This is a genomic window from Undibacterium sp. GrIS 1.8 (genome assembly GCF_040544445.1).
Taxonomy (GTDB): domain Bacteria; phylum Pseudomonadota; class Gammaproteobacteria; order Burkholderiales; family Burkholderiaceae_D; genus Undibacterium.
The window spans coordinates 1-21,473 of record NZ_JBEONQ010000049.1; the positions used below are offsets into that span (position 1 = coordinate 1).

Below are 21,473 nucleotides of genomic sequence, written 5' to 3' on the forward strand. Positions count from 1 at the left end.
CCGTGAAAGAGGTAGTTGTCACGACGTAAGCGGGTGTAGGCTAACCAGGGTAGCAACACCATCTCGTAATAGACATTGCCGCCATCGGCTTTGACTAGGCGAAACTCGAACACATATCCATTAAAAAACCGTTGACTGCCATCTTCTCGGATGAGCTCTACCGTGACCATCTTGCCTTGGATGTCTTTGAGCGCAATGGTGGCGTCATTGGAAATGACTTCGACGGTATATTTAAAATCGCGTGAGACCGCTTCTGTTGCCTCTAGCCGATTGACGACCATGAGCGCCTTGGGGCCATCGTTTTTAGGAAAGGAGAGACGCAGGAGGCGATTGGTTTGACGACTTCCGAAGATCGTGTTGAGAGCGGCGTCTAAGGTGGGAGTCATCAGGGACTTTCTGAGCTTGGTTTAACGATGGTCAGTATCGGGGCGGGGCGAGCGGCGAACAATTAACAATGAGTTAACTACTTCGATTTAATTGACAAATAAATAAGTTATTATTTTAATACTTAATTATTTATTTGTCTATCGTTTGTTGGTGTAACTAGTTTTATTTTGCGAACTTGAACAGGATATCTAACAATGTGCATCTGCTAATGCTTCTACTTAACAATGTTTGCTTCTTTTACTTACTGACTATTTGCATAGAATCATCAGATCACATATCAAAATCAGGGTATCCTCCCCTTTAACAATAGTTACTGATTTAAAAACACATCATGAAATTAATATTACAGATTAACGCTTTACCGCCGGAAAACTTACCACCAGACGAGCATAGATTTCCTCGTCGAAAGTAAACGACATAGGCAACCCTGATCATGAATAGTTTGTGGGCTAAGTCAACAATGATGATTGCGACATTTTAGCTAGTTGGTGCCTGATACAGAGCGCCGAGACGCCGAAGCAAGATCCGAATTTATATAGTTTATTGGCACGAAAACCATATAAAAATTACTAGAATTACTTATAAGTCGCGGCTGACGATACATTGACATGTATCGTCAACAACTTAAATAACTTGGAATTTACATTAAAATCCAATTGCGTTTTTGAAATAGGGTGTTGTCCCTGGGGCACCAGCGTACATGTCGGTAACAACAGTGCCCGTAGAATCAAAATATACCCAAATAAAGTAACTTAATGCAAGACTACCAGGGATACGTGCGGTCCATGCATAGCCAACATATTGACCAATGCGCACAGTCTGTTCAGAAGAGTTTTTGCAACCAATGGCTTGCTTAACTTGGGGCAAGGTCATTCCAACAGCGATCGCGCTAAATTTTGCAGAAGTAAAATTAGACGAATCACAAACGTTAGCGGGATCACTTGTGTTACCACCACCTACCGGAGCACCACCAAAGGTATAACGCACAAGCGGAATAGTCACCCCATTAGGCATCACCATCGTCGCGGTAGTCGGACTTGAAAAAGTAATTGACACATAGCCAGCATTGGCGTTGGCCGTGTTCGCAGATTTATAGGCGCCACTCAATGTTTGACCACCGCCATATTGTTGCCATTGACCTTGATACATCGTATCACTCACCATTTTCGTTGGACCAGAGGCATACCAAGTTGCACGACCAGTATCGTCATACATGTAACCTGCCATAAACATCTGGCCATTCTGCACTTCAATGGTAAATCCGCGCCCACCCTCTGCTGGACTCCACCACCAGCCGCTTTCTGGCGTTGCATGAGCAGTTCCGGCAAAGGCAATCAATGCAGCGGAGAGAATAATTTTTTGGAGGACGCGGATGAAAAGGGGCATTGGCATATCAAACCTTAATTAAATATAAATATAAATATTATCATATTTATATTTAATTAAGTAAAAAGTAATTATCCTGAACAACTGGTGTCGCAAAACCGTTGTAGTTCGCACCCTTCATTTTCCATTCTCTGAACTCCAATCGCAGTATTGCCGAGCTCCAAGCATATATAACGAAAAGATTACTATTTGTTTTGAGGCATACCTTTATGTTTTATGTAACGGACGTTGTAATCAATGAGTAGATCATTAAAGTTTATTTCAAAGGTAGTTTGTTTAATGTCTTACTTTTGTTATCACTATTATCCCACGCTTTATTACCCTCATCTACCGAGCTAAAAACTATAGAAACATCTGATATGAAGCCGATGGTCTAAAAATAAGCATTAGCGAGCGGGAATCTAATCGGGAGTCAAAACACAAACTGGTAGCCAAAAATTGAATGTGCAATCAATAGAGCAGTCACCTTGAAAATCACGCATAGTCTAGTGCTTTTTTACACTCGAAAGGGTTGCAATATGCTCGAAGCATCCCGAAAAAACTAATAATTTGTTATAAAAAACAAAGAAAAAAGGCGTCATATTTAAATGGTTTACGCTAAAAGACAATAAAAAAATCATTAATCTAAAAAAGCGGTGACTCACATATCAATACCACTAAAGGTTACGTGAAAAGAGCATGATCAATGCAACTTATGACAAAAACCGTGTAGGCAAGACAGATAGCCTAAGTTTTAGAAAGCTTTGTAAGCTTAGAAAATAAAAAAACGGCTTACATCAATTGGTGTAAGCCGTTTTTTCTTAAAACGAATTTTGGGGTGATCGATGGGGCTCGAACCCACGACAACAGGAATCACAATCCTGGACTCTACCAACTGAGCTACGACCACCACTGAGACTTCCAAGAGGATTACCCCAAGTAAGTAAGAGCGAGAGCATAAGATATTTTTTCCGATATGGCAAATTCTTTTAACCGCTTAGTAATACGGCAATTGTCTGTGCTTATAAAAAAGCCTGCGCTAAATTAGCGCAGGCGAAACTCACTTTAGCAGTGAGGGGAAGTAAGGCGCATTGCATTGCAACACAGTCCCTCTAATATATCCTTAGCAATTTTTAGAGAAATGGCTTATTACAAATTATTACCAATTGTATTTGACGGATACATGAGTAGTTGAAGAGAAGCTCTACGATCACGACTACATCTTGCTTTGCGCGGCATTCAATGCTCGTGCTTTTGCCTTTACCTCAATCACTTCACGTTTTTTATCTTTGCCTTCTACGATGATCGTCAATGGGATGATATCGCCCTCTTTAATCTGTGCCTTTAAGTCCATCAACATTACATGAAAACCACCTGGCTTAAGTTCCAACAACTTGCCCGCAAGCAGATCGAGCTGCGGTACTGCACGCATTCTCATGACATTATTTTCTGTTTTCATCTCATGAATTTCTGCAATACCTGCTGCTGTAGTTTGTATCTCCACAATATGCACGTCGCTGCTAGATTGTATTTGCATGAAAGCGCCAGTCGCTTTTTGTTGTGGCACAGTTGCCCTGACCCATGCATCTTTGATCGTAACTTCCGCCTGGGCTGTCATTACGACTGAGAATAAGGCAGAGATAAGACAGATTGATTTAAGCGTAGATTTCATTTTTGATTTCTCTGTTGACGTTTATTTTAATATCTGAAAGCAGCCGCAAACATTTAAGCATGTTTGTGCTCAACATAATCAGCCATATCCTGCATGCCCTTTAAAGCTTCCAATAATAAAGCCGGATCGCCTGACGCTAATTTTTTGCTATCCGATAAAGTCTGGCGAAAAACTCGGGCACCAGGCAAACCGGTCATCAGACCAAGCATGTGGCGAGTAATACCATTCAATTTAAGGCCACTGCCCTTCACTTCTTTATTTGCCGCATGTTGCGCCAATTGTGCGCTGATATACGGCAGCATTAATTGGATCACTTCTTCTCTTGATTTAATTGGTGCCTGATCGTCGTAATAGCGCTGATCAAAGCTCGCCATCAAGTAGGGATTGTGATAAGCCTCACGCCCCAACATCACGCCATCTGTGTGTTGTAAATGGAGGTCAATTTCCTCTATGGTTTTAATACCGCCATTGATCAAAATTTCTAGTTGCGGAAAATCTTTTTTAAGCTGATAGGCATACTCATATTTTAACGGTGGAATCTCACGATTCTCTTTGGGGCTTAAACCTTTTAAGATCGCATTACGCGCATGAACAATAAATGTATTACAGCCTGCATCAGCAATTTGCCCCACAAAATCACGTACAAATTCATAAGATTGAATATCATCAATACCAATACGATGTTTAACAGTGACATCGATACTAACGACGTCCCTCATCGCTTTAACACAATCAGCAACCAGACTTGGTTCTGACATCAGGCATGCACCAAATGCGCCTTTTTGTACGCGTTCGGATGGGCAGCCGCAATTTAAATTAATCTCGTCGTAACCCCATTGCTCGCCCAGCTTGGCACTCTTCGCTAAATCTGAGGGCTCACTACCTCCCAGTTGCAAAGCGACCGGATGTTCTTCATCATTAAATTGAAGGTGGCGTGGCACATCGCCGTACAACAAAGCACCAGTCGTTACCATCTCGGTATACAGCCAGCTATGACGCGTAATTTGCCTGTGGAATTGACGGCAATGACGGTCAGTCCAATCCATCATCGGGGCAACAGAGATTTTTCTTGATTTATAACTCATTGATTTAATTACTATTTCTTGATCAAACTGGATCGTTTTGAAGAACTTTCAGGTTGGCCGAATTATAGCTGACATAGCAGGGCATCATCCAACTTCCACTGTCTGAGCATATCTTGAGTTAAGTGCGGCAGCGTACAGACCATGTGTTTTATCAGTCTTATTCTGATCCCACACTTATTCAGGAGAACAACATGAAATCTCAACTTGTCATCAGCGCAGTGGTGTTAGCAACAGCCGCCCTTGCTGGCTGTGCCAATAATGCCCCACAGAATACGTCCCAACAAGGCAGTTATTCGACGCCCTACCCCAATAATCAAAATAACCAAAATTATCAAAACAACGCCAGTAACTATGGCTACATCGAATCTATTCAAGTCGTTCGCCCGAATAACAATACCAGTGGTGGCGGCGCAATAGTTGGTGGCTTGGTTGGCGGCCTGTTGGGTAATCAGGTTGGTAATGGTAACGGCAGAACTGCCGCCACAGTAGCGGGTGCAATCGGTGGTGCGCTAGTCGGTAACAATGTTGAGCAAAACAAAAATGCCCAAGCATCCGATAAATATCAAATCCAAATCCGTTTAGATAACGGCAGCACTACCAGCGTCATGCAAGACAATATTTATGATTTCCGCGTTGGTAATCGTGTTCGCCTGATGGATGGTCGTGTAGATCATTACTAATATTTTTATAGAACTGAAAAATAAAATTCTTCATTTTTGATCAAAATTTAACTCCAATTTTTTAATTTATTTAAAGGAATCATCATGTTTGATAAAGACACAAGAGACGCTTACATCGAAAAAATGAAACAACAACTCGATGAGTTGAATGTAACGATGCAAGAGCTGGAAGTAAAAGCGAAAGAGGCCAGAGAAGATGCGCACGATAAATATAATGAAGAAATGACTAAGCTGCGCGAGCAATCACACTTGGCCAATGAAAAATTGAATGAGCTAAAAGCGGCTGGAGAAGAATCTTGGAAAGACTTAGTAGTCGGCACAGAAAAAGTTCGTGATGCGTTTATCAAAACCTTCCACGATTTCAAATCCAAGCTATAAAAATTTTATCTTCAGAGTGTATTACCAATGAATGCGCTCTGATCTTGCTTAGATAAGATACCTAAATAAGCTAACTAAATAACGCAACTTAACAATGCAACTGAATAACGTAACTAAGTTACGCAACTAATTCAGATAACTAAGTTCAGTAGCATCAAAAACATCAGGACAAAGTCATGGGCACCATCTTACTAATTATTTTAATTCTTGCGCTAGTCGGCGCTTTTCCAAGTTGGCCACATAGCCGTAACTGGGGCTATGGTCCGAGCGGCGTCACTGGGCTGATCGTTGTTGTCCTGATTGTCTTGCTATTAACCGGACGGATTTAACCGCTACCGATTGCTACAAACCGCTAATCAACCATCTATCAATGTAACTATCAAGGAGTTGAAATGAATAAAATTAAACTAGATTTTCACCGCACTATTCATATGATGGTCGGTATTGCCGCATCAGTATTATTGATCAATGCAAGCTGGGCACAAGCACCCGTAGCCTCATCACCGACGAGCATGCCGCAAGTAGGTGCGCCATTGATTGATCCGCCGCGTTGGTTCCAAGGTGATGCGACGCCAGAAGAGCAATACCAAACTCTGAAAAAAGAAGCTGGTGCAGTTCTTCAAGAATCTTCATATGCCTGTAAGCAAATGAAAGGTGCTGCAAGTGCTACTTGCATGAAACAAGCACGGATGACCTATAGTCAAGATTTGCAGCGTGCAAAAGACATGATGAAAACCTCTGCTCGGTAAGCCATCCATGGCTCGCCAGCCGCTTTAATTTCACTTAAAGCTAGAAGTAAAAACGTGACACCAAAAAACTTGGATTTAATCCAAATCAAGATAACAAGAATATTAAGAAAAGTCAGGGGAACAAAATGAAAATTACAAAGAAAATCATCGCCAGCACGCTGGCCATATCGGCGTTTATGCCATTGCTGGCACCATTGCTGATGCTATCCGGCGAGGTGCAAGCACAGCAATACAACACATCACAAATGACGCCACGGATTGATGGTTTTAATGTTGATGAAGTACGCCGACTAGCACCTGGCGTAGAACTCAATTTTGGCATCTATGGCACACCTGGCGGTCTGGCTACTTTGCGCATCGCCGGTGCCACGCGTAACCTAACTTTGGTTGAAGTAGAAGCCGGTCAGTACGAAGGTACTTACACCATCAACAGCCGCGACAAAATTGCTGCACGCAGTGCGGTAACAGCTAATCTGCGCGTTGGTAATCAAGTAGCCAGCTCAGTTTTAAATGAATCTCTGCAAATCGGCGTTGGAAATCACACCAATCAAATAGTGTCCGGCCCACAACCTAAGATTGAACGATTTAATGTTGACCCGGCAGTAGACTTAAATGGTGGTAGCGATTTACGCTTTACTGTATTTGGCACACCAGGCGGTAAGGTTGATCTCACCATTAACGGCGTCAAAGGTAAAATATTTTTACCTGAAGTCGCCAGTGGCGAATACGTCAACTCCTACACAATCAGAAGCCGTGACCGTATCGCACCCAATAGTACCGTCACCGCTAATTTACGCATCGTTGATCGCGGCGTAGAACGCGTCACCAGTGCGACCTTAGGCAGAAACCTGCAAGTAGCACAGGTACAAACTGCACCAGCGCCAGCCGCCCGTATCTGCTACAACTGCGGCACTGTAGAAGCTGTCAATATCGTCGAAGTTAAAGGCGAAGGCGGCTACCTGGGCACCATCGGTGGTGGCGTTGTTGGCGCACTGCTCGGTAGTCAGGTCGGTGGTGGCAATGGCCGCACTGCAGCAGAAATTGCAGGCGCTTTAGGTGGTGCCTATGCAGGTCGGAATATAGAAGGCAATGCCCGCAAAACCAATCACTACGAAGTCATCGTCCGCTTACAAAATGGCGCAACGCAGATGATTCCATTTGCCAGCGAACCTGGCTACCGTGTTGGTGATAAAGTACAAGTCAATAACGGTACTATCGTAAGAAATTAATACTATACGATGACTAAAATAGTCACCGTTTCTTCTTAAGAAAAATCCAGTTCTGGGGTGCTCATTGAGCACCCCAGATTAACGATATGAAGTCAATCGAGTCAGTTGGGGGAAACATGCGTGGCAATACTCGTCTCAAATTTATTCAGGTCTTCAACATTATCGCAACGATTAGTACAGTCATACTCGCCACCGGCTGCGCGGCCTTGCCTGAAGTACGCTATTTAAATACCTCATTATCTGCCCCGGCAAACCCGACTGTAACCACGGCACAAGGTACACTCAGTGCCAAGAAAACTAATTCGCTATTAATTAAGCGCTGGCGTAATTCTCATATCGACATCGCCGCACTAGCCGCGCTAGAAGAAGCCGCAACTGGCAACCCGCTCATCGCCGGTAACAAAGTCACGCTATTGTTTGATGGCCCACAAACGATGACTGCCATGATGGAGGCGATTACCGCCGCCACCGATAACATCAATTTAGAAACCTACATCTTCGATCAGGACGAACTAGGTATCCGCTTTGCAGATCTGCTGATCGCAAAACAACGGGCTGGCGTTCAGGTCAATATCATTTACGACAGCGTCGGCACTATCGGTACGCCCCAGACTTTTTTTGACAAAATGCGAGAAGCGGGAATTCACTTACTAGCGTTTAATCCGGTTAATCCATTAAAGCTAATTGGCCCGTGGGAACCCAATAATCGTGATCACCGGAAAATCTTAATCGTTGATGGCACAGTCGCTTTTACCGGTGGCGTGAATATCAGCGCGGCTTATGCCAATAGCTCTTTATTTCGCTCAAAAACAAAACGGGATGACAAAGTCGGCTGGCGCGATACCCACATCAAAATCGAAGGCCCTGCAGTCGCTGCCATGCAATGGGTATTTTTAGATAACTGGGCCAGTCAGAAATCGCCAGAGCTATCTGACAGTAACTTCTTCCCACCATTGAAAGAAGCTGGCGACAAACTGGTGCGCGTGTTAGCCAGTGAGCCAGGTGGCAACCATGAGATTTATAAAGCCTATATTCTTGCAATACAAGAAGCTAAAAAAACGATCCATATCACTAGCGCCTACTTCGTACCAGACGCGCAAATTTTGCAAGCCTTAAGTGACGCCAGCAAGCGTGGTGTTGATGTCAAAATTATTTTGCCTGGCGTCACAGACAGCGGCTTGGTATTCCATGCAGCGCAATCGTTTTATGATGAAATGCTGACAAACGGCATCAAAATTTATCAGCTACAAATTGCAGTGCTCCATGCAAAAACTGCTGTGATCGACCAAGTCTGGGCCACCGTAGGATCGACCAATATTGATACCCGTAGCTTCTTGCATAATAATGAAATCAACGTCGTCGTCTTTGGAGAAGAATTTGGCAACGCGATGGAAGCAACCTTTGTAGAAGACCTGCGTAACGCCAAAGAAATCACCAAAGAAGTCTGGGAACAACGTCCCTTTAGTGACAAGTTTAAAGAATGGACTGCGCGGCGACTAGAATATTGGCTGTGATGGTTACCTACGACGGTTGCCTGCGCAGCTTGCCTGTGATGATTGCTTGTAATCGCTAGCGGATTTGAGCTATTGGAAGTGTAACGCCTTACTAAATATTTTATTCGCCATTTAAATATACTCCCACTATGTATATTTAATTGTCCATATAATTAATGGACAATAAGCCATATTTTGTAAAAATGATGGGGAGTATATTAAATAACTAAGCATTAAATTGATTAATCAGGCCAAAAATAAGCCTAAAAATAAGCTTAAACTCAGCTCAATCAAGACACCAATAAAACTAGCGCAACTGGGCTTAACTTAGCGAAATTATTGAGTCATAACTCACAAAGCGTAAAACAAACATCTGTTAAATAACAAAATGGAGAGCAAATGCAAAACTTTAATCCAACACAGTTACGTCAGTCATTACCCCAGCTACTATTAGTCGCCATGATAGCTGCGATGAGTATCAGTCATCACGCCCTGGCAGATACAGATATCAATCCGTCCGAAGCGGCAAAGTCTATGCACGCCAAATATAGCGCCATCGAGCAACAGCTAGAGAAAAATCAATTCAACCGACCTCTGGTATTGGAATCAGTCGAAACCGATCATCGTCTAAAAGGTGATATTTATGCCGTGGTTGACTACCCTTTTGCAGCCGTCACCACAGGACTGAATAGCCCTGACCATTGGTGCGACATCATGCACTTACATCTGAATACTAAATACTGTCATGCCACAAAAACGGCAGGCAGCAATGGATCAGACAACAAGCCCAGCGCAGCACTCAAAGTCTATATTGGTAAAAAAACGCCAGAAGAATTAAGCGACGCAAGCCGTGTTGATTTTAATTACACTCAGGTAGCAACAACGCCGGAATACATGCAGATCATGCTCAGTGCCGATCAGGGACCGCTCGGCACTAACGACTACCGCATTATTTTAGAAGCCATTACCCTGTCAAAAACAAAAACATTTTTGCATCTGACCTATTCTTACTCCACTGGCTTATCTGGACGCATAGCAATGCAAACTTACCTCGCAACGGTGGGTCATGGCAAAGTAGGATTCACTATCAACGGTACAGCACCAGACGGCCAGCCCGACTACATCGGCGGCGTACGCGGCCTGATGGAACGCAATACTATGCGCTACTACCTTGCGATTGATAGCTATTTAGGTGCAACAAATGCAGCGCCAGATACGCAATTAGAAAAACGTTTATTAAGCTGGTTTGCAGCGACAGAAAAATATCCAAAACAATTACATGAGTTAGATCAAAACGATTATATGGAGATGAAGCGTGCTGAGTACACCAGGCAGCAGAATGTAAAATAAGATTTTAGAAACTGATTTAGAAGCGAATTTAGTGACGGAGCTCGTTGCTAAGTTAGTGAATAATTTAGCGACTAAGTTAGTAACTTAGTCAGAAAATAAATTGAACAGGCAGATTAGAGAGCATAACTATTGTCTGTCGGGCTAATCAAGTGTTAGCCCGACAGACAAAGTAGTTTATAAGAATTTATAAGTCATAAGAACCATCAATCTCCGGTCGTTTACGACGCAAAGCTAGCGCAACTACCGCACCGACAGCAGTCAACAGTAAGCCACCACCGATCACAGGCTTGAGTAATTTCTTACCAGACAAAAATGTGAATGCCGTCACAGCAAGCGGCATTAATGTCTGAAACTGTCCGCCGACTTTTCTTATATTGGGCGTAAATAAGGTATTGAGCCGCATACCGATTACGCCGAGCAAATGCTGGCCTACATTACGTACCAAAGTTTCTGCATGCAAGCTCTGCAACACATTGGTTTTGGCTTGGACTATGCCTATGCGATAAACCGCGCCATCCAGCAACAATTGTGCTTTGCGATTAGCGAGAGCTTTTTCTTTTGCTGCGTCACTTCTCATATTGTTCTCCATTAGCCAGCGCGATGTTGATTTGATGTTGATGTGATATTTAGAAAACCTTTAAAAGGCGAGTTCGCCAGTGAAACCTAGAGCAGCATATCCCGGTCTGATTTCAGTTCAGCCATAGTGACTGGTAAAGATAACTTACCATGCCTTACCATCGACAACAGGTAGAGCAGCAATCCAACAGCGATTGCGACAAATACTAAGCTCATAATTAATAGAATTTTCCAGCCTAATGCGTCCCAGCTTAAGTAGACAACCAACGCCGTGCCATAAGCCAAAGCAAACCAGATCGCCAAAATCGCCAATGCGAATACCAGTGCGATTTTTAGCGCATGATTACGCAGTTCTGACAATTCCAGCGCAGCTAGTTCTAGTCTAGACAATAGCAATCCAAATCCATTTTTGGCAACGCCCGCTAAGCCAGCCATTAAACCGACAGCGGGCGCTGCATTAGAGTTATCCGTCATTTGATTTGTCCTGGAAGTTTTTTTAGTTTGGTGAATCTGTAGCGCTCGTATTTTGAATACGAATTTGAATACGGTTTTGAATACAATCGTGGGCTAACGCCAGAACCGATCCGGCATTAACCCAACAAGACATATTGCTATGTCGTTTTACTTACTCTGCTTAATGTCCCTGCGCTTACTTGCGCGCAGTTGTCTTTACTTGCGGTTAATAATCACACCTAATAACAAGCCAACACCAGCTGCCGCTGCAATCGCACGCCATGGGTTTTCTTTGACATAGACATCCGCAGATACAGCCATTTCTTTACCGGCGACAATCGCGCTGGCTTGCGCTTCTTGCGCTTTAACCAAAGCCGCATCTAGCAGCTTCATGGCTTTATCACGAGCTTCGTCTGCTTTTTCGCCAGTTAATGCGGCAGCAGCAACGAACAATGCTTGAGAATCTTTGATCAATAATTTTACGTCTTTGTTGACTGCTTTTAAATTTGATTCCAACATAATGAGCTCCTAAAAAGATAAAAAATATCACTACTATTGTTCAGGAAAATTTGAATTGAATTTCCTTAAACAACCACCTCAACTGATGCTGCTTAGTGCTACAAATTACTTAGTACTACTTGACCAATAAATCCCGCATATCATCCGCATGTTCCTCTTCCATCGCCATGATCCCGACTAGCATATGCTTGGTGGTCGGATCTGTATCGCCGATTTGCTCAATCATTTGGCGATACGCTTCAATAGCGACGCGCTCAGCGATCAAATTCGATTTGATCATAGATTGAATACTATCTGAATCATCGTACTCTGCATGGCTGCGGTCAATCAGCGTTGCCGGATTAAAATCCGGGCTACCGCTCAACTGCACAATACGCTCTGCCAATAAATCGGCATGGCCTTGCTCTTCCATCGCATGCTGTAAAAACTCTGCTTTGATCGGGCCATTTTGCAAGCCACTTGCCGTGTAGTAATGGCGCTTGTAGCGCAATACACAAACCAGTTCTGTCGCCAATGCGCCATTTAACATGGCAATCACTTCTTTACGATCTGCCTGATAACCGACGGTAACTGCACCATCATCCATATTTTTGGCAGCATCACGGATTGCCGCGGTGTCGATACCCTTATGATTCATTTTTTTTGCGTCATGCATGATGCTTCTCCAAAAATTTAAAAATGGTCTTAGTTAGTTTTGATATTAGCGGGTCTAAGAATTGTATTTACTGACGCTGCGGTACCTTGCCGCTAGCATCAGATAAAACGATTTCTACACGACGATTTAACTGACGATCTTGTGCAGTAGTATTGCTTGCGACTGGGTAAGCTTGACCATAACCACGGACAGCTACACGCTCCGGCGCGATACCCATTTCTTGCAATGCGGTGCGGACGGAAGTCGCACGACGCTCCGACAATTCCTGGTTGTGCGCAGCAGTACCTGTGCTATCGGTAAAGCCTTCTACCAATACCGTACGTTGCGGATTTTGTTGCAATACATCGGCTAATTTTTTAGCTGTACGTAAGCCTTCTGGATTAAGGCGCGCCATGTCGGTACCAAACAAGACATCACCTAAAGTAATGACCATACCGCGATCTGTTTTTTTGGCAGCCAGATCAGCTAATTGCGCTTCTAACTGTGCGGCGCGGGCTTGTGCGTCTTGTGTCTGACGCTGTGCATCCATCGCCTGACCTTGCGCTATTTGAGCTGCCAACTTGGCTTGCTCTGCGCTCGCCAAAGCTTGTGCCGCAGAAGCTTTTGCCTTATCTGCCTCGTTAGTGCGTTGATCTAAGCGTATTTGATCACGCTCTTTACCTGCACTAGCGATATCAGCCTCTGCAGATTTTTGCTTAGCGACTTCTTGTGTCAGCGCGATTTTTTGTTTAGCGACATAAGCCAATTTATCGATCTTGTCCGCATTGTCATTATTTTTTGCAGCAGCGTTGGCTTGGTCTAAAGCATCGCCGGCTTGCTTCATTTCTAAAGATGCATAACTAGCCACTTTTGGATTGCTTTGCGCCATCGCATAATCACTGCGAGTTTGATCTAACAAACTGGTTGTCTTTGGCATAGAGCTACAAGCAGAAACAAAGACTGCCATGGCTAACAGGACTGGCGTGAAGTAAGTTTTTTTCATGATGATGCCTTTTAATTTATTGGTTTATTTTGTACAGATCGTGTATGGGAAACGAGGGCGAAAATGTGCACGCTTACTTAGTAGCGCTATTACGATCTAACTCTTCACGCAGGACACGAATATCATCTTGTAATGCATTAGATGCCGCTTGCGCTTTGGCTGAATCAGCCTTGCCTTGTGCTAGCTTGGCATCGGCCTGGGCTTGCGTAGCCAGATCATTTGCAAGCTTATAATCCTTAGCTGCCATCGCTTTATTAGCGCGTGCCATTTTGTCGCGTGCTGACGCCATTTCTACCGGTGCAAATTCTGCTGCACCAGCGCCAGAGGCGTTATCTACCGCAGCACTAGAGACAGCCACACTAGCGGTTGCCGGCGTCTTCATGCTGCTGCAACCGACTGTCAAAATCAGAGCTGCGCCGCATAAGACCGCTAAGCCCGTTGTAGCCAGTGTAGTAGTAGTTTTTTTAAGTGATGTAGCTGTAGTAATTATCATTTTTCTTCTCCGTTGAATTAGTGATCGCAAAACCAGTGAATCCGCTTAACCGGATTGAGTGCTGATCTCGATGTGATAAATCATAGGCTGAAATTTTTGCCAGATCAGTACGCTGGCGCACATTGATTTCATTTTTTTTAGGAACGAGAGTAAGACAGAAAATCCAGGTAACTTATTCTCCGCATATGAAAACAATTTCTTTGTGTTACTTAAAATCACTGAGGCCTGGACGCCTAAATCCTAAAGAATAAATATCAATATTTTTTATGCCGAAAAAGTTAATCGTGCCCGAAGATGTAGCCATTGAACATAGCGATATGGTCGCGGAAATTAAGCCGCTATGATTGCACCCGACATTTATTACATTCATGATGAATGACAATAAGCCTAGTTATTTTTAATAGGCAAGTAGTTCAAATTCTGATTATAAAAATTGGCTTATATAGCGTGTGCTCCCGCACATATCAAAACAAAGATACGGTTTATGGTTAAAGAATTAAAAACAGAGTTTCGGCTTTCCGCTTGCTCTGTTTTAATTTTTTTCATCGATCGTTTGACCTTTTTTGTAGATTGCCGACCATGCCTAAAACTAATACAGCACGACCAAAAATACTAACAAAAAAAAATCAAGAAATGCCCGCTACTTCGATTGGTAACGGAGGTGAATTACATCAAATCCCAGAAAAAATACAATCTTTATTAACGACTAATCAGGGTCTTATCATTGCCGATAATCAGAATTCGCTCAAAGCCAGCGTAAAAGGCCCAATCTTATTAGAGGACTTTATATTAAGAGAAAAAATTACTCATTTCGATCATGAGCGGATACCGGAACGTATCGTGCATGCCAGAGGAACTGGTGCTCATGGATATTTTGAATTAACCCATTCTCTACAAAAATATACGACCGCAAAAATTCTCACTGAGCTAAACGTAAAAACTCCTTTATTTACCAGATTTTCCACGGTGGCTGGCGGCTCAGGATCTTCAGATACCCCTAGAGATGTGAGGGGGTTCGCCGTAAAATTTTACACGTCAGAAGGTAATTGGGATTTGGTTGGTAATAATGTCCCTGTGTTTTTTATCCAGGATGCGATTAAATTCCCTGATCTCATCCATGCGGTAAAAATGGAACCAGATCGTGGTTTCCCACAAGCAGCTACTGCTCATGATACGTTTTGGGACTTCATTTCTCTGACACCCGAATCAATGCACATGGTGATGTGGATTATGTCTGATCGCACCTTGCCGCGATCATTAAGCATGATGGAAGGCTTTGGTATTCATTCTTTCCGCTTGATTGATCAGGATGGCAACTCAACTTTTGTAAAGTTCCATTGGCGACCTAAGTTAGGGCTTCAATCAACGATCTGGGATGAGACCGTTAAAATTGCGGGAGCTGATCCTGATTTTCATCGTCGTGATATGTTCAATTCCATCAGTTCCGGAAACTTTCCTGAGTGGGAACTATCGGTACAAATCTTTACACAAGAAGAGGCGGATCAATTCCCGTTTGATCATCTTGATGCAACTAAGCTTATCCCTGAGGAATTGATTCCCTTAAAGGTCGTTGGACGGATGGTACTTAACAGGTGGCCAGATAATTTTTTTGCGGAAACCGAGCAAGTGGCATTCTGTCCATCACATCTTGTTCCAGGTATTGATTTCTCGAATGATCCATTACTGCAAGGTCGCTTGTTTTCTTATCTCGATACACAGCTATCCAGATTAGGCTCACCTAATTTTCATCAAATCCCGGTGAATGCATCTAAATGTCCATTCGCTAATCATCAACGGGATGGCCATATGCAAATGTCCTTACCGAATGGTAGGGTATCTTATGAGCCAAATACACTATCGTCAACATCACCCCGTGAGCAAGCAGTGGCTGGTTTTAAAAGCATGTCAGAGCAGCTTATTGGAACTAAAGGAAGGATTCGACCAGAGAGCTTTGCTGATCATTACAGTCAGGCGCGTCAATTTTATATAAGTCAAAATAAATACGAGCAATCTCATATCGTGTCAGCATTGATTTTTGAATTATCAAAAGTCGAGCACCCGCACATCAGAGAAGCCATAGTAGGACATCTACGACACATAGATGCAGATTTGGCAGCACGTATTGCCGCTGGTTTAGGGCTTAAGGATTTGCCACCACTACCAACGAGTGCTGCGCCTGTTCTAGATTTTCCGATATCTCCGGCATTAGGTTTAATCAATAACAGAAAAGACACATTAACAGGTCGTGTTGTCGGCATTCTTATCGATGAAGGCTCAGACGCAGAGACTTTTAAAAATGTTAAAGATGCCGTTACTAAAGACGGTGCGACATACAAAATCGTAGCGCCTAAAATTAGTGGCGTCTATTTGTCTGATGCTAGTAAGGCTATCGTCAATGGTCAATTGGCGGGCAGCCCGTCCATCATGTTTGATGCTATTGTGGTAATTATCTCTCAGCCAGCCGCAAAAAAAATGGCGAGAAATTTGGCGGCAATCGAGTTTATCAAAGACGCTTATAGCCACTTAAAAGCCATTGCCTTTGATGTAGGAAGTAAATCCCTATTAGATATCGCAGGAATTAAAAAAGACCCTGGAATAATGTCGACAGAACATATGAAAGAGTTTCTAAAAGCTGCAAAAACCAGACAATGGAACCGTGAAGAATTAGTACGGCCAAGCAATTAGAACGTATTTCTGAAATAGGTTTAATCTAACTAGCTTTTTGCCTCTTTAATCTCTGGTTTATATATATGCTTTCCCGATTCACTTTATAGAAAAGATCCAAAATGAAAAAAATATTGATGGTACTAACATCCCATGATAAGTTAGGTGATACTGGTAAAAAAACGGGCTTTTGGTTAGAAGAATTTGCCGCACCTTATTATGTTTTTATGGATGCTGGTGCAGAAGTAACGCTGGCATCGCCATTAGGTGGACAACCTCCACTTGACCCTAAAAGTGATGACGATACTTCGCAAACTGAATTCACTCGCCGTTTTAAAGCAGATCTAGCCGCACAAAAGGCCTTAGCTAGTACGTTGGAGCTTTCCAATATTTCAGCGAATGATTTTGATGCAGTTTTTTATCCAGGTGGGCACGGACCTTTATGGGATTTGGCGGAAGACACGTCCTCTATTAATCTAATCGAAACGATGTTGTCCAAAGGTAAACCTGTAGCCGTAGTCTGCCATGCTCCCGGAGTGCTGAAACATGTCAATACTGCAGAAGGTAAGCCGCTGGTTAGCGGAAAATCCGTCACTGGCTTTAGTAATACTGAAGAGCAAGCCGCGGGGCTAACCGAGGTAGTGCCTTTCCTAGTGGAAGATATGCTTAAAAAAAATGGCGGTATTTACTCAAAAGCTAAGGACTGGCAATCCTACGTACAAAAAGATGGATTATTAATTACAGGACAAAATCCTGCTTCGTCAGAAGAGGCGGCAAAAGTATTGTTACTCACTGCTACGACGTCAACTTAAATACTGGCGTATCAGTGCAAATCCGGTTTAGCTGAAAAATTCAAGTGCTGTATAAATACTCTCTTCGATCAAGGGATTTGGAGCAATAGTTAAGCTAGGATTTTCAATTAGAATTTGATCTGTTGATTCTTTAAGATATGCATTTTTGCAAAATTTTTGATGCGATTTTGTAGTATGTTAGTTGCAAACAAGGCGCTCATGAAAAGCCATGAGCGCCTTGATGTATCAAAAATGACCAAAAAAATCCGGCAACCGCCGGATAGCACCTTTGGTGCTCCAAATAGGAAACAGCAATAACATTTCACCGCAAAAATTTTCTATTTAACATCAAGAAGCTACGATTTTGTTGCTGCCGCTTGTTTCCTCTTGTCTTCTAGGCCTGTATTTTCTCGGTTTATTTCGTTTTACTCATGCTATCCGTTAAGGCTTCAATTGCCCTCTGATCTCTCCGTCTTTATTTTCAGCAGTATGAACATTGACGTAAAGATTTCCTGCTTTATAACTTGCATACTGATCGTCTGTAAGAACCGATCCCGATGGCACTGACCAACTACCCTCACCGGATTTTACTAAGGTAATAATTGGTGGGCCTTTCTTTCCTGCGGCACCCAAATGTATATGAGCCATTGTCCCGGACAAGCCTGTAGTAGTAACTACACCGCTGACAGACTTATCATTATTAACGGTAATACTTCCCGCACCTTTGGCAGTAGTTTTAACTGCTGGAGTCTCTTCTGCACCGACCAAACTGACTTTGGTCTCACCAGCATAAACAGCACTAGCTAATAACATGGTTCCAGCACTCAACATGATTGCGTTAAACATTTTAAAACGACCTTTCTTGAGAAATTGATTTTTCATAATGGGTTCCTCTGAGTGTCATAAAAATGATGTACGGTATCTGCCCAAGTGCTATCTGCCATGTCTGGCCATTGATCTGAATTAAATCCTGGGGCATTTTCAAAACGATCCTTTTGTACATTCAGCACAAACCGTTTATTCAAAGTATCTAATTTGAGCGAACTCCAGGGAACTGCAAAGAGTTTCTCACCTATGGTAAAAAGTCCGCCCTGAGCAAGTACCGCATAAGCAATTCTTCCTGTTCTCATGTCCAACATAATTTCTTTAATCTCACCTAGATGCTCGTCTTCAGGATTATGTACATTGTCGCCGATCAATGTATTAGCCCCCATTAATTCAGGCCCTGGACCTTTGTGTTGACCAGATTCGCCTAATGCATACATTCCATAAACATCGTTTTCTTGGTAACTCATCATAGTTCTCCTTAAATGGAATCATAGATTGATCTATTTAAAAAATCGTGTCCGTTCGATAGCGCACAAAAATAAAAATGCAAAAGTAACCTAAGCATTTCCCTAGATATAGTTTTTGTATTTTTTCAAAAAATATCGATGAAGTGTGATTCAGCGCACATACAGGCTGACTAACGATAAATATGCTTCGAACATTGTTGGCTTATATATTCCTTATCTTTATTTTGCCCCTCGCCGTAATTGTGAGTTTTAAATGTACTGACGTGGAATGGTTTTGTTCAACACACTTAAGACGGTTAACATTAATAAAACTAATGTTCAAATAACCCGAAACAACACGTATAACCAATCAAAGGGAGCAACTATGCTAGAAGAACAGAAAACTATTTCGTCCTATGCGGGAATTTCAGGGGTGACTTGGAGTGCCGTACTGGCAGGGGCAGCGGCGGCGGCGGCGCTTTCATTAATACTACTAATGTTGGGTGCTGGATTAGGTTTATCTAGCATATCTCCCTGGTCTTACAACTCGTCAGTGATGGGCGCTTCAGCAATTGCGTGGCTTACATTTATGCAGCTTGCGGCATCTGGAGTTGGGGGTTATTTGGCTGGTAGACTAAGGATCAAGTGGGGTAATTTGCACGATAACGAGGTTTATTTTAGAGATACCGCTCATGGTTTTCTTGCATGGGCTGTTGCCTCGTTAATGACAGTCGGCTTACTTGCAAGTGCGGCTCAAAGTATTCTTAGCGAGGCATCGAATATAGGTTCAAGTGCGGTCACCGCAGCCGCCGCGGCAAACAATATGAAGGTCAAGCCGGTGGATTATTTCTCGGATATGTTGTTGCGTTCAGATGACGGTTCTATTGATGCCAATTCTGGTGCCCGCCTAGAAGTAGGGAAAATTCTAACCACAGATATTGTTAATGGCGCCCTTAGTGGTTCAGATCGCGATTACTTATCTAAAATAATCATCAAGCGTACGGGTATCAGTCAAACCGATGCAGAAAAACGTGTCGATGCGGTGTATTCACAATGGAGCAAATCGGTGGTAGATGCCAAGAACGTTATCAAAGAAGCTGCTGATAAGGCGCGTAAGGCAGCGGCCAACTCTGCTCTGTGGATGTTTATCGCGTTGTTGATCGGTGCGTTTGTCGCTAGCCTCGCGGCCACAATTGGTGGACGTCAACGCGACAGAGCTCATTTGCTCGACTAAGTATTGCTCGGGGTAAAAATTCCCAATTTTAATCAATCGTCTTAATCATTGGAGACTATCATGCGTTCGATTTTGCTATTACTACTTGGCATTCCTATCCCTATCGTCATTCTGATCGCGTTATTTGTTCATTAGATTGCTCAGTATATGAACACCCGGCCTGGCGAATGCTAGAAACAAATCTGAATGAGGAAACAAGATGCCCAATATTTTAAATTTAAACTCTGATCATGTTCATTACGATCCGAATAATTTATTGAACAAGCTGATTGACCAATTACATTTAAAAAATGATGCTGAACTATCTAAAATGCTAGAGGTAGCACCTCCTGTCATTAGCAAAATCCGGCATCATAAGTTATCCGTCGGTGCCTCGTTGATGATCAGCATGCATGAAATCAGCAATATTAGTATTAAAGATTTACGAGCGTTGATGGGGGATACGCGTGACACGTTTTTTTCCTCTATAACTTTATAAATTAGTCGCCCTTTCCGTTTCGTACCGTACATGACAAGGCAAAAGACGATGTTTTAGTGGGATTGAAATAACTTAAATAAAGAGGTATTGCCATGCAAATAGAAAATATAAAAATACGAGGAATGAGCTGTGAAGGATGTGTCAAAAAAGTGCTGCAAGCGCTGCAAGCCGTGCCTGGCGTGAACGACGTCACAGTCTCCCTTGCAGATAGTGACGCTAACGTACAGTATGACGAAGAGAAGACTTCAGTAGAACAATTAAAAGCTGCGGTTAAGGACGCTGGCTATGATGTAGATCCCACCAATATTACTGCTGGCTTAACACTCAAAAATGATTCTTGAAACTAGATACAACTAAGGTCGCTGTTTTCGCCACAATCGATTTGTTTCTTTAGTTATATGGGGAAAAATCGCCGAAGTGGCAGACTCTATGGTGAGTAGGTGCATATGCGCTTTAACAGCGGCCTTGTCTACATACTGCATGAGTAATTTTTTATGCTTACTACATGCATTCGAAAAATACAAAAACTGCCGCTTAACTGAACGAATCAGAAGAGTATTGCTAAAAATAAGTGCGCAGCCACTTGTTTAAAAATTCAAATCGTCACAAAAAGATCTCGCTTATATGCACTTAAGTCTATGTCGATATTTTTCGTTCTAGGTGCGTCAACGAACATAATAGGACTCTGCTTTCACGTAGTCTGGCTGCATCGAACCAGACTTTGCAACGGATAGCGTCATAAGTAATGCCGCAACAGTATCCAATTGCAAACTTGCAGCTAGTACTTATTATCGAAAGCCGTACAATATGATTACCGTCTTAAGTTTTTTCCCCGTCTTGTCGCTGATTGACAGCGTTACGGCATTAATTACACCGCGCCTGTTAACCATAGTTGTGAGTGTCAATACCGTGACGATTAATGTAGTGCACTTCATGGGTATTACTAATTTTTTATAAAGAAGAAAA

At 42.8% G+C, this 21,473-nt stretch carries 25 protein-coding genes and 1 tRNA gene; 13 read left to right on the forward strand and 13 right to left on the reverse strand.

The window, feature by feature from the left end:
- From AAKU64_RS18445 to dusA, 5 genes are all read right to left on the reverse strand, one after another.
- The coding region (locus AAKU64_RS18445) for a contractile injection system protein, VgrG/Pvc8 family (RefSeq protein WP_354362643.1) at window positions 1-386 on the reverse strand (386 nt) is incomplete at its 3' end.
- A 646-nt stretch (window positions 387-1,032) separates the two neighbouring features.
- The gene (locus AAKU64_RS18450) at window positions 1,033-1,779 is read right to left on the reverse strand and encodes a hypothetical protein (RefSeq protein ID WP_354362644.1); all 747 of its coding nucleotides are present in this window, start codon (window positions 1,777-1,779) and stop codon (window positions 1,033-1,035) included.
- An 807-nt stretch (window positions 1,780-2,586) separates the two neighbouring features.
- A tRNA-His gene (locus tag AAKU64_RS18455) sits at window positions 2,587-2,662 on the reverse strand.
- A 306-nt stretch (window positions 2,663-2,968) separates the two neighbouring features.
- Window positions 2,969-3,424: a copper chaperone PCu(A)C gene (locus tag AAKU64_RS18460; protein WP_354334139.1), complete on the reverse strand. Its 456-nt coding sequence runs from the start codon at window positions 3,422-3,424 to the stop codon at window positions 2,969-2,971.
- 53 nt (window positions 3,425-3,477) lie between these two features.
- Window positions 3,478-4,509, reverse strand: coding sequence for a tRNA dihydrouridine(20/20a) synthase DusA (dusA, locus tag AAKU64_RS18465; protein WP_354362645.1), 1,032 nt, complete (start codon window positions 4,507-4,509; stop codon window positions 3,478-3,480).
- Window positions 4,510-4,700: 191 nt separating this feature from the next.
- Between dusA and AAKU64_RS18470 the strand changes: the two genes are divergently transcribed.
- The 7 genes from AAKU64_RS18470 (at window position 4,701) to AAKU64_RS18500 (ending at window position 10,388) form a co-directional block, all read left to right on the forward strand.
- Window positions 4,701-5,189 (forward strand): outer membrane lipoprotein, encoded by a 489-nt coding sequence (locus AAKU64_RS18470; RefSeq protein ID WP_322117972.1) that lies wholly within the window; start codon window positions 4,701-4,703, stop codon window positions 5,187-5,189.
- 84 nt (window positions 5,190-5,273) lie between these two features.
- Window positions 5,274-5,567: a sll1863 family stress response protein gene (locus tag AAKU64_RS18475; protein WP_322117971.1), complete on the forward strand. Its 294-nt coding sequence runs from the start codon at window positions 5,274-5,276 to the stop codon at window positions 5,565-5,567.
- A gap of 176 nt (window positions 5,568-5,743) precedes the next feature.
- On the forward strand, window positions 5,744-5,896 hold the full coding sequence (locus AAKU64_RS18480) for a DUF3309 domain-containing protein (RefSeq protein ID WP_322117970.1): 153 nt from the start codon (window positions 5,744-5,746) through the stop codon (window positions 5,894-5,896).
- Between the two features lie 63 nt (window positions 5,897-5,959).
- Window positions 5,960-6,316, forward strand: coding sequence for a hypothetical protein (locus AAKU64_RS18485; RefSeq protein WP_354334134.1), 357 nt, complete (start codon window positions 5,960-5,962; stop codon window positions 6,314-6,316).
- 125 nt (window positions 6,317-6,441) lie between these two features.
- A complete protein-coding gene (locus AAKU64_RS18490; protein ID WP_354334132.1) occupies window positions 6,442-7,545 on the forward strand; it encodes a glycine zipper 2TM domain-containing protein in 1,104 nt (367 codons plus the stop codon).
- A 116-nt stretch (window positions 7,546-7,661) separates the two neighbouring features.
- A complete protein-coding gene (gene cls, locus AAKU64_RS18495) occupies window positions 7,662-9,059 on the forward strand; it encodes a cardiolipin synthase (protein WP_354334130.1) in 1,398 nt (465 codons plus the stop codon).
- 378 nt (window positions 9,060-9,437) lie between these two features.
- Complete coding sequence (locus AAKU64_RS18500) at window positions 9,438-10,388, forward strand: hypothetical protein (protein WP_354362646.1); 951 nt, start codon at window positions 9,438-9,440, stop codon at window positions 10,386-10,388.
- A 184-nt stretch (window positions 10,389-10,572) separates the two neighbouring features.
- Here AAKU64_RS18500 and AAKU64_RS18505 read toward each other — a convergent pair whose 3' ends face one another.
- From AAKU64_RS18505 to AAKU64_RS18530, 6 genes are all read right to left on the reverse strand, one after another.
- Window positions 10,573-10,965: a hypothetical protein gene (locus tag AAKU64_RS18505; protein WP_354334126.1), complete on the reverse strand. Its 393-nt coding sequence runs from the start codon at window positions 10,963-10,965 to the stop codon at window positions 10,573-10,575.
- Between the two features lie 86 nt (window positions 10,966-11,051).
- Window positions 11,052-11,438: a phage holin family protein gene (locus AAKU64_RS18510; RefSeq protein WP_354334124.1), complete on the reverse strand. Its 387-nt coding sequence runs from the start codon at window positions 11,436-11,438 to the stop codon at window positions 11,052-11,054.
- A 195-nt stretch (window positions 11,439-11,633) separates the two neighbouring features.
- A complete protein-coding gene (locus AAKU64_RS18515; protein ID WP_354334122.1) occupies window positions 11,634-11,936 on the reverse strand; it encodes an ElaB/YgaM/YqjD family protein in 303 nt (100 codons plus the stop codon).
- Window positions 11,937-12,051: 115 nt separating this feature from the next.
- Entirely contained in the window at window positions 12,052-12,591 is a 540-nt protein-coding gene (locus AAKU64_RS18520) for a ferritin-like domain-containing protein (RefSeq protein ID WP_354334120.1), read from the reverse strand.
- Window positions 12,592-12,658: 67 nt separating this feature from the next.
- Window positions 12,659-13,573, reverse strand: a complete 915-nt coding sequence (locus AAKU64_RS18525; RefSeq protein WP_354334118.1) for an OmpA family protein — start codon at window positions 13,571-13,573, stop codon at window positions 12,659-12,661.
- 73 nt (window positions 13,574-13,646) lie between these two features.
- The gene (locus AAKU64_RS18530; RefSeq protein ID WP_354334117.1) at window positions 13,647-14,066 is read right to left on the reverse strand and encodes a DUF4398 domain-containing protein; all 420 of its coding nucleotides are present in this window, start codon (window positions 14,064-14,066) and stop codon (window positions 13,647-13,649) included.
- A 579-nt stretch (window positions 14,067-14,645) separates the two neighbouring features.
- Here AAKU64_RS18530 and AAKU64_RS18535 point away from each other — a divergent pair.
- Both AAKU64_RS18535 and AAKU64_RS18540 read left to right on the forward strand, forming a co-directional pair.
- Window positions 14,646-16,751 carry a catalase gene (locus tag AAKU64_RS18535; RefSeq protein WP_354334115.1) on the forward strand — a complete coding sequence of 702 codons (2,106 nt, stop codon included), beginning with the start codon at window positions 14,646-14,648 and terminating at the stop codon, window positions 16,749-16,751.
- A 101-nt stretch (window positions 16,752-16,852) separates the two neighbouring features.
- Window positions 16,853-17,542 (forward strand): type 1 glutamine amidotransferase domain-containing protein, encoded by a 690-nt coding sequence (locus AAKU64_RS18540; RefSeq protein ID WP_354334114.1) that lies wholly within the window; start codon window positions 16,853-16,855, stop codon window positions 17,540-17,542.
- A gap of 420 nt (window positions 17,543-17,962) precedes the next feature.
- On the opposite strand, the gene AAKU64_RS18545 is transcribed toward AAKU64_RS18540, so the two are convergent.
- The gene (locus AAKU64_RS18545; protein WP_354334112.1) at window positions 17,963-18,403 is read right to left on the reverse strand and encodes a CHRD domain-containing protein; all 441 of its coding nucleotides are present in this window, start codon (window positions 18,401-18,403) and stop codon (window positions 17,963-17,965) included.
- Window positions 18,400-18,816, reverse strand: a complete 417-nt coding sequence (locus AAKU64_RS18550; RefSeq protein ID WP_354334110.1) for a PRC-barrel domain-containing protein — start codon at window positions 18,814-18,816, stop codon at window positions 18,400-18,402. The genes AAKU64_RS18545 and AAKU64_RS18550 overlap by 4 nt, the downstream gene beginning before the upstream one ends.
- A gap of 364 nt (window positions 18,817-19,180) precedes the next feature.
- Here AAKU64_RS18550 and AAKU64_RS18555 point away from each other — a divergent pair, with 364 nt between their 5' ends.
- The 4 genes from AAKU64_RS18555 (at window position 19,181) to AAKU64_RS18570 (ending at window position 21,464) form a co-directional block, all read left to right on the forward strand.
- Window positions 19,181-20,029 (forward strand): hypothetical protein, encoded by an 849-nt coding sequence (locus tag AAKU64_RS18555; protein ID WP_354334109.1) that lies wholly within the window; start codon window positions 19,181-19,183, stop codon window positions 20,027-20,029.
- A gap of 199 nt (window positions 20,030-20,228) precedes the next feature.
- On the forward strand, window positions 20,229-20,507 hold the full coding sequence (locus AAKU64_RS18560; RefSeq protein ID WP_354334107.1) for a hypothetical protein: 279 nt from the start codon (window positions 20,229-20,231) through the stop codon (window positions 20,505-20,507).
- A 92-nt stretch (window positions 20,508-20,599) separates the two neighbouring features.
- The gene (locus AAKU64_RS18565) at window positions 20,600-20,848 is read left to right on the forward strand and encodes a heavy-metal-associated domain-containing protein (protein WP_354334105.1); all 249 of its coding nucleotides are present in this window, start codon (window positions 20,600-20,602) and stop codon (window positions 20,846-20,848) included.
- Window positions 20,849-21,314: 466 nt separating this feature from the next.
- Complete coding sequence (locus AAKU64_RS18570; protein ID WP_354334103.1) at window positions 21,315-21,464, forward strand: hypothetical protein; 150 nt, start codon at window positions 21,315-21,317, stop codon at window positions 21,462-21,464.
- The last annotated feature ends 9 nt before the right edge of the window (window positions 21,465-21,473 follow it).